At 46.2% G+C, this 14,166-nt stretch carries 16 protein-coding genes; 9 read left to right on the forward strand and 7 right to left on the reverse strand.

Annotation, left to right across the window (positions count from 1 at the left end; translation table 11 throughout):
• The first annotated feature begins 130 nt into the window (after window positions 1-130).
• Both FD25_RS03115 and FD25_RS03120 read left to right on the forward strand, forming a co-directional pair.
• Window positions 131-991 carry an aldo/keto reductase gene (locus FD25_RS03115; protein WP_057801199.1) on the forward strand — a complete coding sequence of 287 codons (861 nt, stop codon included), beginning with the start codon at window positions 131-133 and terminating at the stop codon, window positions 989-991.
• Between the two features lie 59 nt (window positions 992-1,050).
• Complete coding sequence (locus FD25_RS03120; protein ID WP_057801201.1) at window positions 1,051-1,698, forward strand: NAD(P)H-binding protein; 648 nt, start codon at window positions 1,051-1,053, stop codon at window positions 1,696-1,698.
• A gap of 177 nt (window positions 1,699-1,875) precedes the next feature.
• On the opposite strand, the gene FD25_RS03125 is transcribed toward FD25_RS03120, so the two are convergent.
• Complete coding sequence (locus FD25_RS03125; protein WP_057801203.1) at window positions 1,876-2,247, reverse strand: MerR family transcriptional regulator; 372 nt, start codon at window positions 2,245-2,247, stop codon at window positions 1,876-1,878.
• 84 nt (window positions 2,248-2,331) lie between these two features.
• Here FD25_RS03125 and FD25_RS03130 point away from each other — a divergent pair, with 84 nt between their 5' ends.
• Entirely contained in the window at window positions 2,332-3,339 is a 1,008-nt protein-coding gene (locus FD25_RS03130; RefSeq protein ID WP_057801205.1) for an aldo/keto reductase, read from the forward strand.
• Window positions 3,340-3,368: 29 nt separating this feature from the next.
• Entirely contained in the window at window positions 3,369-3,542 is a 174-nt protein-coding gene (locus FD25_RS14035) for a hypothetical protein (protein WP_157050048.1), read from the forward strand.
• A gap of 190 nt (window positions 3,543-3,732) precedes the next feature.
• Here the strand turns inward: FD25_RS14035 and FD25_RS03135 are convergent, their stop codons facing one another.
• Together FD25_RS03135 and FD25_RS03140 are read right to left on the reverse strand one after the other, a co-directional pair.
• Window positions 3,733-4,296 (reverse strand): GNAT family N-acetyltransferase, encoded by a 564-nt coding sequence (locus tag FD25_RS03135; protein ID WP_057801207.1) that lies wholly within the window; start codon window positions 4,294-4,296, stop codon window positions 3,733-3,735.
• Window positions 4,297-4,528: 232 nt separating this feature from the next.
• A complete protein-coding gene (locus FD25_RS03140) occupies window positions 4,529-5,404 on the reverse strand; it encodes an oxidoreductase (RefSeq protein WP_057801209.1) in 876 nt (291 codons plus the stop codon).
• Between the two features lie 172 nt (window positions 5,405-5,576).
• Here FD25_RS03140 and FD25_RS03145 point away from each other — a divergent pair, with 172 nt between their 5' ends.
• Entirely contained in the window at window positions 5,577-6,170 is a 594-nt protein-coding gene (locus tag FD25_RS03145) for a TetR/AcrR family transcriptional regulator (protein ID WP_057801211.1), read from the forward strand.
• A gap of 183 nt (window positions 6,171-6,353) precedes the next feature.
• Entirely contained in the window at window positions 6,354-7,724 is a 1,371-nt protein-coding gene (locus FD25_RS03150) for a hypothetical protein (RefSeq protein WP_057801213.1), read from the forward strand.
• Between the two features lie 108 nt (window positions 7,725-7,832).
• Here FD25_RS03150 and FD25_RS03155 read toward each other — a convergent pair whose 3' ends face one another.
• The 4 genes from FD25_RS03155 to FD25_RS03170 form a co-directional block, all read right to left on the reverse strand.
• Window positions 7,833-8,306 (reverse strand): hypothetical protein, encoded by a 474-nt coding sequence (locus FD25_RS03155; protein ID WP_057801215.1) that lies wholly within the window; start codon window positions 8,304-8,306, stop codon window positions 7,833-7,835.
• A gap of 335 nt (window positions 8,307-8,641) precedes the next feature.
• The gene (locus FD25_RS03160) at window positions 8,642-9,082 is read right to left on the reverse strand and encodes a hypothetical protein (RefSeq protein ID WP_057801217.1); all 441 of its coding nucleotides are present in this window, start codon (window positions 9,080-9,082) and stop codon (window positions 8,642-8,644) included.
• Window positions 9,079-9,282: a helix-turn-helix transcriptional regulator gene (locus FD25_RS03165; RefSeq protein WP_057801218.1), complete on the reverse strand. Its 204-nt coding sequence runs from the start codon at window positions 9,280-9,282 to the stop codon at window positions 9,079-9,081. The genes FD25_RS03160 and FD25_RS03165 overlap by 4 nt, the downstream gene beginning before the upstream one ends.
• A gap of 217 nt (window positions 9,283-9,499) precedes the next feature.
• On the reverse strand, window positions 9,500-10,516 hold the full coding sequence (locus tag FD25_RS03170) for a LacI family DNA-binding transcriptional regulator (RefSeq protein ID WP_057801220.1): 1,017 nt from the start codon (window positions 10,514-10,516) through the stop codon (window positions 9,500-9,502).
• A 130-nt stretch (window positions 10,517-10,646) separates the two neighbouring features.
• Here FD25_RS03170 and FD25_RS03175 point away from each other — a divergent pair, with 130 nt between their 5' ends.
• The 3 genes from FD25_RS03175 to FD25_RS03185 all read left to right on the forward strand — a co-directional run bounded on the left by FD25_RS03175 (window position 10,647) and on the right by FD25_RS03185 (window position 14,076).
• On the forward strand, window positions 10,647-11,582 hold the full coding sequence (locus tag FD25_RS03175; protein ID WP_057801222.1) for a nucleoside hydrolase: 936 nt from the start codon (window positions 10,647-10,649) through the stop codon (window positions 11,580-11,582).
• A gap of 65 nt (window positions 11,583-11,647) precedes the next feature.
• Complete coding sequence (locus tag FD25_RS03180; RefSeq protein ID WP_057801224.1) at window positions 11,648-12,853, forward strand: MFS transporter; 1,206 nt, start codon at window positions 11,648-11,650, stop codon at window positions 12,851-12,853.
• 35 nt (window positions 12,854-12,888) lie between these two features.
• Window positions 12,889-14,076 carry a NupC/NupG family nucleoside CNT transporter gene (locus tag FD25_RS03185; RefSeq protein WP_057801226.1) on the forward strand — a complete coding sequence of 396 codons (1,188 nt, stop codon included), beginning with the start codon at window positions 12,889-12,891 and terminating at the stop codon, window positions 14,074-14,076.
• Window positions 14,077-14,166: the final 90 nt, after the last annotated feature.

The raw sequence follows: 14,166 nt of genomic DNA on the forward strand, positions 1-14,166 counted from the left end.
CCCATCTGCTATACGCTGACTGTATAGTAACATACTTAACTGGTAATTTTCATGGCAGAGTTTCGGCCCTATACTAATAACCGTTGAGAGATCGAAAAGAAGTTATTCAAAAATAAAGGAGATCATAATTATGGAATACGTTACGTTAAACGATGGTCACAAGATGCCCCAACTCGGGTTTGGGGTGTTCCAAGTGCCCGATTTGAGTCAGGCCGAACAAGCCGTGAGCGACGCCTTAGAAACCGGGTACCGCTTGATCGATACGGCGGCCGCTTACGGGAATGAAGAGGCCGTCGGTGCGGCGATCAAGAAGAGTACCGTTGATCGCGACGACATCTTTGTAACGTCCAAATTATGGGTGGATCATTTCACCTACGAAAAGGCGACTCGGGGCATTGATGACTCATTGACCAAGTTAGGACTGGATTACCTCGACTTATACTTGTTACACCAACCTTACGGGGACGTTGCCGGTGCTTGGCGGGCCCTGGTGGACGCCCAAAAGGCCGGCAAGATCAAGTCGATTGGGGTGTCGAACTTTGCACCGGATCAAGTGATGAACCTCGAACTGATGTCCAGCGTGAAACCAGCCGTTAACCAGATTGAAACGTCACCGTGGTTCCAGGAAACCGACGCGGTAGAATTCGCGAAGCAACAAGGGATTCAACCGGAAGCCTGGGCCCCATTTGCGGAAGGGAAACACGGAATTTTTGCCAACGAGACGATTGCGACGATTGGGCAAAAGTACGGGAAGGCTAACGGGCAGGTCATCTTACGTTGGTTGCTCCAACGGGGTATCGTGGTGATTCCAAAGTCCGTGCACAAGGCGCGGATGGCCGAAAACCTGGACGTTTTTGATTTTGAACTGAGTGACGCGGATATGACTACTATGAACGGTCTCGACAAGAACGAAAGCCAGTTCTTCGATCACCGTGACCCAGCCGCCATTGAAAGTATCTTTGGCCAAAGCCTGAAGGCACTGCGGGATTAAGCGGCAGTGACCTTATTAGCAGAATAGAAGATTGAAATTAAACGAAAGGGACTATTAATATGTCAAAATACGTGATTTTAGCCGCCACTGGCCGTATCGGTCAGTTAACGGTTCAAAAGTTGTTAGATCATAGTGACGCCGATTTGGTCTTGTACGGCCGGAATGCCACTAACCGGTTAAGCCAATTCGCCGGTAAGCGGGTCAGCTTCGTGGACGGCGATTTGACCGATACTACGGCTACGGCCTTGAAACAGGCTTTAACGGGTGCCACGGCGGTTTTTCTAGCCTACGTTGCCACCCCAGGCATCGTTAAGCCGTTGATTAAAACCCTTGACGACAGCGGCGTGAAGCGTTTTGTGGCGATGTCCGTTCCGGACGTTTACCAAGAAGTTGCCGGGCCGTTCCAAGCTTGGTACCGCGAACACACGGGTCTGGTTTGGCAGACCAACTACGTTGACACTGTTGAGGCCATTGAAAACTCGGACTTAGACTACGTCATCTTACGGACCACGTGGTTGTACGACGACGCGACGAAGACGACCGTTGACGTGACCAAGAAGGGCGAACCCTTTAAGGACGCTCAGATTACCAGGGAAGCCGTTGCCACCTTTGCCGGTGACCTGTTGACGGGGAAGCAAGATTACCACCGCGAAAGCCTGGGAATTGGGGAACCGGATACGGCGTGGACGAAGCCGAGTTTCTACTAAGAATTTCGTGAACTAAAGTGTCAGGATTGGCATTAGTTAACCAATACGATGTTTCATGTGAAACACGTCTGGGATAGTTTCTCGTGAGATAAAAATGGCGTGTCCGATGAATTAGCTCATCGGACACGCCATTTTTTTAATAGCTAATAAATGACGAAGCATAGCCGTTGATTTAGATTAGGACAGCACCGAATTTTCGGTCGTCTGCAACGCTTTCACGTCGGTAATCTTATCTTGTAAGTGGTCGATGGAATCGGCTAGTTGGGCCTGCTTTTCGCGGGAAACCTGTAGCTGATTTTGCAGAATTTCGAGGCGTTCGGGCAGGGTGGCGGGATCCTGTTGGTAAATATCCACGAAGTGCTTAATCTGATGCAACGTCATGCCACAGCGTTTGACGCAGACAATGAAATCCAAGCGTTCCAAGTCGGCCGGTTGGTAATCGCGGATACCGTTGATCCGACGAACTGGCCCCAATAAGCCTTCCTGTTCGTAGTAACGTAGCGTGGGGGTCGTGAGGTGATACTGGTGGGCAACGGTTTCGATTTTCATAGAGGTCCCTCCTTGACTTCAAGTATACTTGAAGTGCTAAAGTTGGCAACAATGAATTTAGCTCGTCAGAAAGGATGGATCATTATGGAATTTTCAACGTTAGGACACACGGATATTCGGGTTTCCCCGGTCTGCGTCGGGGCCATGAGTTTTGGTCAACCGGGCAGCATGCACGCGTGGTCGCTGGATTATCCCGCTAGTGAACGGGTGATTGGGCACGCACTGGATTTAGGCATCAACTTCTTTGACACGGCCAACGTCTATTCGGCGGGGACCAGTGAGGGCTACTTGGGCCGGGCTCTAAAGGCGCTCCAAGTGCCGCGCGACCAGTTTGTCCTGGCCTCGAAGGTCTACTTTAATGCCGGGCGCCTGTCCAAAGAAGCCATCCATCGCGAAATTGATGGGACGCTCAAGCGCCTGGGCACCGACTATCTGGACCTTTACATCATCCACCGCTTTGACTACGATACGCCGGTTGAAGAAACCATGGGGGCGTTAAACGACCTGGTGGTGGCCGGAAAAGTGCGGGCCATCGGCGCCTCGGCGATGTACGGCTATCAGTTCATGACCATGCAACAGGTCGCTAAGGATCACGGCTGGGCCACCTTTCAAACCATGGAGAACCACTACAATTTACTCTACCGCGAGGATGAGCGGGAACTGATCCCGATTTGTCGCCAGCAGGGGGTCTCCCTGATGCCGTACAGTCCCTTAGCCGCGGGCCATCTCAGCCATCGCGACTGGCAGGTCGCCACGTCTCGCAGTCAAACGGACAGAGTGGCGATGGGCAAGTACGACCGCACGGAAAGTGAAGACCAGCCCATCGTGGAACGGGTCGCGCAGTTAGCGGCAGATAAGGGTGTGTCAATGTCACAGATTGCCTTAGCTTGGCAGTGGGCCAAGGGCGTTACGGCACCGATTGTGGGGTCGACTAAGGCCAGCCATTTAGATGATGCCGTGGCCGCATCAGCCGTGCGCCTGAATGCCGAAGACGTGGCTTTCTTAGAAGCCCCCTACCAACCGCATCCCATCGTGGGGGCCCTCGACCACAATCCGGCGGCCGGAACGGTCTTGATTGACGAGAAGAAGTAAGCCTCTTAGAAAAGTGAGTGAGCATTAGTATGACTTTAGAGTCGCGACCACTGGACGTTTTCGCCCACGTCTTAGCACCCCATTTTTATCAGCAAATGGCGCAACTGGTGCCGACGGTGCTTGACCGCCTACCATACGCCAAGAACCGTGCGTTGACCGATTTCGATTATCGCCGTGGTAGTCAAGGACGTGCCGGACAATAGCGTCGTGGGTGGCGTGCCCGCGCGGGTGTTGAAGACGTTACCGGCTTTGGATTAGGGAGCCACTAAAGTGAGCGCACTAGGTTAGCTACAATAACATTAAGTGACTAAAGAAGACGGGACTTCGCAAGTAAAGCGAAGTCCCGTCTTTTGGTCTATAGCGGAATGATTGGTTGTTTCACGTGAAACAGGTTCACCTTTGAGCGTTGGTCGAAAGCGCGGGCTTGAATAACGGGTAGAGAATGGGGCCGGCAAACTGTCGATAAATCGCGCGGTAATCTGCCAGGGTGACCTGACCGTTGGCGACCAGAACCTCGTAGGGGATGTCACTATCGATGACCGTGAGACCGTTGGGGACGTAGTGGTTGTTCAGGTAAAATTGACGGCGCCGCTCGCGCTGACGGTTATCGGGTGCCTGGGGGTCTAACGTTTCGATGTTTAACGTGAAGCGGTTACCAGGATACCGGTCCTGAAGCATTGCCAGCATTTGGCGGCCGTAGCCGTGGGACTGGTTAGCGGCGGTCACGGCGAGATAGAGCACCAACGTGACTCCGTGATGGGTGATGAGGTAGGCCGTGCCCACGACCTGTGAGCCGACGGAAAAGGTTAAGAAGTCGATTCCCGGTCGCCGGGCGCGCCAGCGCAGAAACCAGAAAGGAAATTGTTCGGCGGGGGGAAACTGAGTTTTTAAGAGGGCTTTGATCGTGGCTAGTTCGGGTGAATGGCGGGTTAGCAGGTGGCAGGTTAAAGTGGGCATCAGCACGGCTCCTTCGTTAGAATTTCCCTTAATTATAGCAAGTCTTAAAAAGAATATGATGAAAATATTAAGTGTATGGTTTAATTAACGAAAATGACGAGGAACGTTGCCAAGGAATACCGGACGCAGTTGGTTATCACAAAAGGACCTAATCTCTGCCGTCGGTTAGCCAGCTGACACCTTCCGAGTGCATTGAAATTAGGTCGCTAATCGTCATTTGGATCTTAGTGGATTAATTTTGACGGGAAGTGGCGGTCATGGTGGAATCCGTGTGCCGCGGTGCCTTGGTCAGTAGTCGTTGCGAAGCCCCCACGATCCAATCCAGGGTCCGGTAAGATAGCTTTCGGGCAGCCACGACCATCACCTTATCGATAAACTTGGCTTGGTAACGAATCTTAGGGTGACGGCTCGTCGCGGCCTTGAGCATCAAGCGACCCAGGTCCTCGGCGGTGGAGAGGCCGTTAATGGTGGTTTGCGTCACTTGTTCGGCCATGGCTCGGTACGGGGAGTCCTGTGGCGTGGAGGCTAGCAAGTGTTCGTTCGTAATCTGTTGCCAGTTCGTGTCGGTGCCACCGGGTTCCACGATAATCACGTCGATCCCAAACGGCTTCAATTCTAAGCGTAACGAATCACTCAGGGCTTCCAAGGCGTGCTTGGAAGCGTAGTACCACCCACCTAGTGGGGAGTAGAGTTGCCCCCCGGTCGAGGAATTGTTGATAATCCGCCCAGTGTGTTGGGCCCGCATGGTGGGGATGACTAGTTGGGTCAAGTTCATGGCACCGAAGACGTTAACGTCAAATTGACGTTTGGCTTCTTCGGGGGAAACGTCTTCGAGGGCACCGAACGAGCCGTATCCCGCGTTGTTTAAGAGGACGTCGATGCGGCCGACTTCGGCTAGAATTTGGTCGACGGCCCGTTGGTTCGAAGCCGGGTCGGTCACGTCGAGACTGATGAGGTGAGCGCCAAGGTCCGCTAGTGGGGCCATCTTGTCGACCCGGCGGGCACCGGCGTAAACGGTGTACCCAGCCTTGAGAAATTCGCGGGTGGCGGCAGCGCCCATCCCAGAAGAGGCACCAGTAATTAAAGCAACGGGGGTCGTGTTAGTCATAAAATAGTCTCCTTTTAAAGAATATTTATTCTTTTTAGTTTTAAAAAAATAGCAACCCGCAACGGGTTGACTCAATGTGACGAGTATAAAAGAATATCTATTCTTTGTCAATAACTTTAATCGATTAATTTAACGAATTGACGCAGAACAAAAATTCTTTTATAGTAGGAATATGCGAGAAAAAGATGAAAATCGACGGCAACACATCTTAGATGCGACCGCCCAGCTGATTAACGGGGAGGGTCTCGGCGGCATCACCATGACCAAGGTGGCGAAACGCGCCGGCATCTCCCAATCCAATATTTACATTTACTTCGAGAACAAGGACGACTTGGTGAAACAAACGTTTTTAGGTTGCAAGCAACGGATGTCCGACTACTTGTTTGCCCATTTTACGCCGCAGGCCACGGCCTTGGCCGACCTGGCACTGTTTGCCCGGGCGCTCTACCAATTTGCGGTCGAAAACCCGACGGACGCTGATTTAATTCAGCAGTTTATCGCCTCACCCGTGCTGATGACGCTGGATTTGACCCGTGAAGAAGCCACTATGCGCTTCGATGACATCGCGGCGGCCCTGCAAACGGGCATCACCAACGGCGAGATTCGGCCGTTGGACCCCAACGTGTTACTGGTCATGGGGACCAGCACGTTATTAAACTACGAAAGGATGGTTCGGTTCCATCAGGTGGATCCGGTCACCACGCCGTTAAGCGGTGTGATCGACATGATTCTGGCGGGCTGTGCCCCGACGCCCAAGCGGGCCTGAGGGCGGGTCATGATAACGTTAATCGGCGGTGCCCATTAGGTGGGGACCGCCGATTGGTGTTGAGCGAGCTAGGAAAGGATAATCCCCCATTGCCGTTTACCCCCATAACGACTACTATGAAGAAAGTAATCACGCCCGGAGTAGGTGGGGTTGCGATGTGTTCGACATGAGGAGGGGGTTTACATGAAAAAACAATTAGTATTGGGACTTACCGCGGGGCTGGCCTTATGGGGCCTGGGCGCGGCGGCGACCACGGCTCACGCAGCCACTAAGACGCTAGGCCCGTATCAGGCGCTGAAGTCTTGGGGCAAGAACCGCCACGTGATTGCGACCGGGACCAACGCCCTGTACACGCAACCCGGCTATCTTAAATCGGCGCGGGTGGTGGCGCCCAAACGGACCATGGCCCGGCTGGGCGGGTCGTCGTCATCGGCCGATATTTTCTTTGCCTACGGCGCGCGGGTCGTTAGCAACGGGTCCGTGTACTACCGGGTGGTCACGATGAATAAACGGTATCGCGGGTACGTGTACGGGGGGAAGACGTTGAACACGTTTGCGCAGGGAGTTGCGCCGTTTAAGACGGTCAAAAAATTACCGCTCCCGACAAACGCTAAGGAATCGTTCCGGCTGAAAAACGTCCACCAAAATCCGGTGTGGCGTAATCCTCAGTACACCTGGTACGGCATGACGCAAAAGGAAACCGTGCCGGCCAGTGCCGTGAATGATTCGTTGACCATCATCGGGGCCGAAGCCAAGACGCGCGAGGGCAGCACCTACTACCTGGTCACGGGGCCACACTTTAGTGGTTGGGTCTATGCGGGGGGCTTAGTTAACCAGACGGCGCAAGCGGTGCCGCAAAACGCCGATACCGTGCACGTGGTCTACCAAACCGCCGATCATCAGACCGTGGGCAATAAAAACTATACGTTACAAACGACGCGCAGTAATCCGGCTAAGCAGTACCAGACGTCCTTTCTAGCGAACCAGGCGGAACGGGTGGTGGGAGTTGCAGCGCCGGTTTCGCTGACGCAGTTCGTTCAGGATAACGTCCCGACCGGCTATCAATTAAACGAACTGGTGTCGAAATTTGCGATTCTTTCCGGCCAGTTTATCAACTTGAACGTGATTAAACGGGACGCGCCCCAACCGGCAACGTCACCGCTGAAATTACGGTTCACTTCAATTGCGGCGGATTCGTCCTTGATTCAACCCCTCAGACCAGAGTCGCTAACGGCGGGCTTTCCTAAGTTAACGGCCCAAGAACAAAAGGGCTTCACGGGTCCCACCGGAAAAATGGTGAGCTTGGGGGATTTGCCGGCCTTTCAAGCGGGGGGCAAACTTAACCAACTTTACAGTTACACCCTTGACGCGGAGACGGCCCACCCGTTCCATTACGTGTACACGTTTGCCGGGGACAGTACGGATGGCTCCACCGGTCAGGCGGACCAGCACGCGCGCTACGGTCAGGTCATCACGGCCTACTATCACCTGCAGCGAGTCGCCGGGGTGGCGCCGACGCAGAACTTTAGTGGGAATACGGATTATCTGTTTTAGGTAACCTTTAATGGAAAAGATAATAACCCCCTAAGCTTGGGAAATGATTTCAGGCTTAGGGGGTTATTGGTATTGAAAATATTTAATTATAACGGAAGCATAGTGCTCTTAATTATAGGGATAGAAAGTTTTGCTGGAAGCTTTACCGCTAAATTTGTACCATGTATAAATGGTTCCATCTATAATGCCTTTAGAATTGATGCTGGCAGTTTCTAGTTTCTTTTTGCTGAGCGGATGAAAGGCTTCAAAATAATCGGTATTGCCCAAAGTGTAGGTGCCATCTACGATAAATAGGTTGTTTTTCTTGGATGCGGTGTAAGAATAAAGCTTTTTAATTTCATAGTGGTCGGATTGGGTTCCGAAAGCGCCACTGATCCTATTCTTGGTGACGTGCATGGTTGTATAAGTCCACAAATATTTACCGTGACCGTAGTGAACTTTTTTCATTTTAGTCCGCCACCAACCGCGAACAGCGGTTGGCGTTCCCTTATGATAGGTTGCGGCATTAGCCGTTGTATCTATCGCTAGGTTTAAAGAGACAGCGGCAGTAACTAATAGGCCCCATTTGATAGCTTTTTTCATGACATTTAACCCCTTACCAGTAATTTTTGGTGCTAGAGAAGACCAATGTAATTGGGAATGACAATTAAATGATTAATGATACTAGATTGATATTAACAGTTTACTACGAAAATAACTAATCAAGTTTTCTAATAGCGACCTCCAAAAATGATTATTCAAGGTAGGGATTTTTCTTTAAATGAACGCACAAAAAAACCGCAATGTGGCAACATTGCGGCTAGATACGTTGGGAACCCCTCGGTGAATCCTTGGAATGAAGAAGTTCCGCATCTAAGAGTATACCATACCTGGCGCTAATTCTAACCAAGAATCGTCATTTTTTTAGTCGAGCGGGGTTAGTCCTGATCATAGTGATTCCACAACCAGAAGTACTGAACGTTAATGGCAATCAGGTAGAGCCACACGATGACCAGTAGAATCTGACCGAAACGCTGGGTGGACAGGCCGAAGTGCATTAGGAGAAAGATGACCAGCAACAACCCGTAAAGAAAGTAGGTGTTGCCCGTCATGATCGCCGAATGGACCTTCAGGGCGATGTCGCGCTCCCGTTCGTCGCTGACCCAGTACATCCCCTTATAGGATTTAACGTCCAGGCGCCGTTGCAGCATCCAAAACATGATGAAGATACCGATAACTAACACCAAATCTAACCCTAGAATTAGGCTTAGCCGCTGAAATAGGCCCCCGAAAGTAATGGTCATTAGTGCGGCAATCATGATAAGAAAAAAGTTGTTGCTCCAGAATGTCACGTGTACGATCCGTTTTGCTCGACTCATTGGTGATCCTCCCCTTGATTAAACAGCTTATCCACCGTGGTTTCCAGCACCGTCGCTAACTTGAAAGCTAACGATAACGACGGATCATACTTGTCGTTTTCAATCGCGTTAATGGTTTGGCGCGTCACGGCCGTCAACGCCGCGAGGTCGGCCTGCGACAGTTTTCGTTGTTTGCGCCGGACCGCAATGGTATTTTGCATCCTACTCACGTCCTTATGTAAAACATCTTTGACAAATTAAGTAAAACATGTTTGACATTACTTAGCAAGTTAGACTACTTATAAGTTTGTTAATAGAACGGATGGTGTAGTGCAAGAGGAGTGGGCATATTAAAAATGGTTGAATAACTAGAAGAATTTGATTAATTAAAAAAGCTGAACCGATAGGTATCTTGACTTAACGGTTCAGCGCATTTGATTATAATTGACGATTTGGTGTGGATGTAGTTTCACGTTTAATTAGTATAGGTTCATATTTTTTAATGTGCCGTTTCCCAGAAAAAATTGGATTTTTAATAATAATACTGGCAGCATCACTTCCCATTTTAAGAATGGGTTGTTGCATTGTTGTTAGTTGGGGATGCATTATTTGTGTTAAAAAAATATCATCATAACCAATGACAGAGAAGTCGATGGGTACAGTGTAATTCTGTGCCTTTGCATAATTAATAAAGGCAAGAGCCATTAAATCGTTAAAAGCAAAAACACCGGTAAATTTATTAAGATTCATCTGTTTTACAATTTTCATTGTATTCTCGTACGTATAATCGGATTCAAATACTAATTGGCTATCAAAGTTTAGGTGATGGTCTAAAAGTGCCTGTTTATAACCAGCAAGTCTGGTTTGTGCGCCTTCTAGACGTAAGTCCCCTGTAATACAGGCAATTTTGCGATGCCCTAAGTCTATTAGATGACTTGTAGCTACATAGCCGCCACGAAAATGATTACCAGCAACAACATTACTGACGTCAGTTCCTGAAAAATCTAATAGCACGTGAGTTATGCCCAGCTTTTTCATTTTAATAAAGCTAGTTTCACCAATGTTTTCACCCTGGGTTGCCCTGGCCATAATGATTCCGGAAACGTTTTGTTGATAGAAAGAATTAATGTATTCTTCTTCACGCTGTTGATTATTGTCGGAATTGGCAATAAGCAATCCCCAATTATTTTCTCGACATTTTTGTTCAGCACCTTTGGCGAAGCTCGCATAAAAATCGTTTCGAATATCGGGGACAATTAAACCAATGTTCGTAGTAATTTGTTTTTGTAAATTCACAGCCATTTTATTACTAACGTAGCCTAATCTATCTGCCGTTTCCAGAACTCTTTTCCGAGTGGCATCTGATACTCGGAAACTTTTTTTGTTTAAAATCATAGAAACAGTTGAAGGTGCAAGTCCCGTTTCTTTTGCAATATCTTTAATGGTTACTCGCATAGATTTCACCTCATTGTTAAAAATTATACCGCATTAATTTAATAAAATCAGATTGACTAATTTTATTGAAAGCGTTATATTTACTTTGCTGAAACGTTTCACCAAATAATTACGAAAGAGGTTTCTTTTTATGAGCAAGACTAAAATTATTATGGATTGTGATCCGGGGCATGATGATGCGACGGCAATTATGATGGCAGGGATGAATCCACAGCTTGATTTATTAGGAATTACAGTTGTTAAGGGTAATCAAACAATTGAAAAAACGACTAAAAATACATTAGAAGTTTGTCAAACGTTAGGATTAAACGTACCAGTTTATGAAGGAATGTCTGTTCCAATGGTGATTCCTTCACCACAAACGGAAGAACGAGTTCACGGGAAAAGTGGACTCGATGGTCCTAAGTTTGCACCATTAACAAAAAAGAAGGAAAAAAAACATGCAATTCAATTTATCATTGAAACTTTAATGGCATCCGATGGTGATATCACATTGGTTCCAACGGGACCATTAACCAACATTGCGATGGCCATGCGATTAGAGCCAAGAATTATTTCTAAGATTAAGGAAATTGTGATGATGGGGGGATCTTATGAGCATGGTAATGTAACGCCATCAGCCGAATTTAATATTTATGCTGATGCCGAAGCGGCGTATGTCGTCTTTACCAGTGGGGTTCACATTACAATGATGGGGTTAGATATCACCCGTAAGGCACTTTGTTTTCCGGTAATTGTTAAGCGGATGCGTCAACATGATAATCCGGCAGCACGTTTATTTGGTGATATGATGGACTTCTTTATTAAAGCACAGCACGATACTTATGGCTGGGAAGGGGCACCATTACATGATCCGACAACGATTGCTTACCTAATTGATCCAAGCGTCATTACCACGAAAAAGATGCATACGGATATTGAAATTAGAAGTACCCAAAGTTATGGACGTACTAATTGTGATTACTTTAATCTGACCGATGCACCTAAGAATACTAGTGTTGCGATAGCAATTGATGTTGATAAGTTTTGGGATATTGTCGAAGATAGTATCAAACTTTATGATTAGTTAGAGCAATCGAAGATCAGAGTGCGTAAGCATTTCTGGTCTTCAGTTAGTTAAGGAGAAAATAAATGAAATCAACATTATCCGTAAAAAATAGTGAACGTGTTATTAACGTAAAGTACATTTCATTACAGTTTATTTATTGGATGATGAATTGTGCTGTGTACAGTTTTGCAGCGTTGTTTTTACTGTATAACAGGTTTGAGAATCGACAGCTAGGGTATGTTTTAGCAGCGGCTAATCTAATTTCAATTATTTTACAACCAGCATTATCACAGCAGGTTATTGCGCGATTACATATCTCGGTTCGAAAAACCATTATTATAATTTCGGGAGGATTGTTGCTGCCACTAATCGCACTACTTTTTGTAGGAAAAAATATTCTAGTAATGTTTTTGATGTATACCTTGAGTGCAGTTTTAATTCTGACATTGCAGCCATTTGTGAACTCGATTGGTTTTCAGTATATCAATAGTGGTTATTCGATTAATTTTGGAATTTCACGGGGAGCGGGTTCTTTTTCTTACGCCATCACATCGTATATTTTAGGTGTTCTATTGGCGAAGTGGACGCCGAATCTTTTACCGTGGATAATGATTATTCTTACGCTAACTTTTTTATTGTCAGTATGGTTGCTTCCAAAAATTAAAAGTGATAAATCATCAGAGCTAAGTACTGATGATCGGACGACAACGTCGATAGTTAAATTACTACAGAACTATAAATTTATTGGTGTTCTGTTTTTGGCTTTTTCATTTTTATTTGTTTTTCATACGATTATTTCTACATCAATTACGCAAATTGTTCAGTCGTTTCATGGTGGGAGTCAAATTATTGGAACGTCGTTGATGATTGCTGGATTGTGTGAGTTACCAGGAATGTTTGCATTCTCATATTTAGTTAAGAAAAAATCGAGTTCTTTTTGGCTAGAATTATCGGCCTTCTTTTTCTTTGTTCGATCTATTGTGGTGATGGTAGCCCCTAACTTATTGACAATCGAATTAAGTCAGTTTTTACAGGCCGTAAGTTTCGCTATCTTTATTCCAGCTTCGGCCTATCTGGTTAATGGTGTGTTACCTAAAGAAGATGCGGTACTTGGACAAACGATTATTACGGCGGCAATGACGTTGGGCGGTGTATTGTCCAGTATTATCGGTGGATATTTACTAGACCTGTTGAATGTAAAATCATTGTTAGTATTTGGAATGATTTGTGCCTTAGTGGGATTCTTATTAACAGTTGTAGGCATTCATATGATTAAAGAGGATGAATAAAACGTAATGGTGTAAAAAGGCAAGAGGTAAATTTTATGAACTTTTTATTTTTAATAACCGGATTATTGTTTATCTATATTCTAGGGTGGCTATTGAGTTACGATAGAAAACATATTCGATATCGATCAATAGTCGTCTTGTTTAGCTTACAAATGATTATCTCTTTTCTTTGTCTCCATACATCAGCAGGAATTCAAACCTTAAAAGGAATTTCTAGTTTTTTTAACTGGTTGATGGTTCAAGCCGATGGGGGAGTTCAATTTGTTTTTGGTGGTATCGTTATTGGAAAGAATACATCCGTTTTTTTCTTAAACGTATTAATGCCGATTGTGTTTATTTCAGCACTTGTAGGTATTCTGAATTATATTCGAATATTGCCAATTGTTATTAAGTGGACGGGATGGCTACTTAATAAGGTTACGGGTATGGGTGAACTTGAAAGCTATTTTGCAGTATCAACAGCAATTTTAGGAGAACCAGAAGTATTCTTGACGATAAAAAATAAGATACCGCAGTTGAGTGCACAAAGACTTTACACAATTTGTGCATCGGCAATGAGTGCTGTTTCAGCTGCATTATTGGCATCGTATATGAAAATGATTCCGGGAAAATTTGTTGTGGTGGCAGTATTCTTGAATATTTTGTCAGTCTTGTTAATTTCTTGTATTGTTAATCCCTATGTACCGACCAATGATGATGATTTAGCAAAAATTGGTATTGAGGATCAGAAACAACCTTTCTTCCAAGTTTTAGGTAATTATATTCAGGATGGATTTAAACTGGCAATCACAGTTGCAGCCATGTTAATCGGATTTGTTGCACTAGTTACATTTTTAAATAATAGTTTTTTAGCCATAATTCATGTCAGTTTTACTACAATTATTGGTAATGTCTTTTCACCAATAGCGTGGATAATGGGTGTTCCAATGAAAGATATTAGTGAAGTTGGATCCATTATGGCAACTAAATTAATAACGAACGAATTTGCAGCAATGGGAACTTTACATCAGGTATCAGCACATTTATCGATGAAGTCGATTGCAATTACTTCAACCTACTTGGTTTCCTTTGCGAATTTTGGGACGGTGGGAATTATTACGGGATCTATTCGTTCTATTAGCGAAAAGCAAGGAGCTCTAGTTGCGAGAACATCACTAAAACTTTTATTGGGAGCAACAATGGCATCTATACTGACTGGAACAATCGTGGGGTTTTGGTTTTAAACTTAATATACTTTAGGTGAATAATATAAAATTGGTACAGTTTCAGATATTTCCGTTGGGAAAATATCGAAACTGTACCAATTTTGTGTT

The sequence above is a fragment of the Levilactobacillus acidifarinae DSM 19394 = JCM 15949 genome (genome assembly GCF_001434835.1).
GTDB classification, from domain to species: Bacteria; Bacillota; Bacilli; order Lactobacillales; family Lactobacillaceae; genus Levilactobacillus; species Levilactobacillus acidifarinae.

Coding starts and splice junctions, on each gene's coding strand:
- FD25_RS03140 (WP_057801209.1), bottom strand. CDS start 5,404: ATGACTAACACGACCCCCGTTGCTTTAATTACTGGTGCCTCTTCTGGG.
- FD25_RS03165 (WP_057801218.1), bottom strand. CDS start 9,282: ATGCAAAATACCATTGCGGTCCGGCGCAAACAACGAAAACTGTCGCAG.
- FD25_RS03160 (WP_057801217.1), bottom strand. CDS start 9,082: ATGAGTCGAGCAAAACGGATCGTACACGTGACATTCTGGAGCAACAAC.
- FD25_RS03180 (WP_057801224.1), top strand. CDS start 11,648: ATGAAATCAACATTATCCGTAAAAAATAGTGAACGTGTTATTAACGTA.
- FD25_RS03130 (WP_057801205.1), top strand. CDS start 2,332: ATGGAATTTTCAACGTTAGGACACACGGATATTCGGGTTTCCCCGGTC.
- FD25_RS03120 (WP_057801201.1), top strand. CDS start 1,051: ATGTCAAAATACGTGATTTTAGCCGCCACTGGCCGTATCGGTCAGTTA.
- FD25_RS03135 (WP_057801207.1), bottom strand. CDS start 4,296: ATGCCCACTTTAACCTGCCACCTGCTAACCCGCCATTCACCCGAACTA.
- FD25_RS03170 (WP_057801220.1), bottom strand. CDS start 10,516: ATGCGAGTAACCATTAAAGATATTGCAAAAGAAACGGGACTTGCACCT.
- FD25_RS03175 (WP_057801222.1), top strand. CDS start 10,647: ATGAGCAAGACTAAAATTATTATGGATTGTGATCCGGGGCATGATGAT.
- FD25_RS03150 (WP_057801213.1), top strand. CDS start 6,354: ATGAAAAAACAATTAGTATTGGGACTTACCGCGGGGCTGGCCTTATGG.
- FD25_RS03115 (WP_057801199.1), top strand. CDS start 131: ATGGAATACGTTACGTTAAACGATGGTCACAAGATGCCCCAACTCGGG.
- FD25_RS14035 (WP_157050048.1), top strand. CDS start 3,369: ATGACTTTAGAGTCGCGACCACTGGACGTTTTCGCCCACGTCTTAGCA.
- FD25_RS03125 (WP_057801203.1), bottom strand. CDS start 2,247: ATGAAAATCGAAACCGTTGCCCACCAGTATCACCTCACGACCCCCACG.
- FD25_RS03185 (WP_057801226.1), top strand. CDS start 12,889: ATGAACTTTTTATTTTTAATAACCGGATTATTGTTTATCTATATTCTA.
- FD25_RS03155 (WP_057801215.1), bottom strand. CDS start 8,306: ATGAAAAAAGCTATCAAATGGGGCCTATTAGTTACTGCCGCTGTCTCT.
- FD25_RS03145 (WP_057801211.1), top strand. CDS start 5,577: ATGCGAGAAAAAGATGAAAATCGACGGCAACACATCTTAGATGCGACC.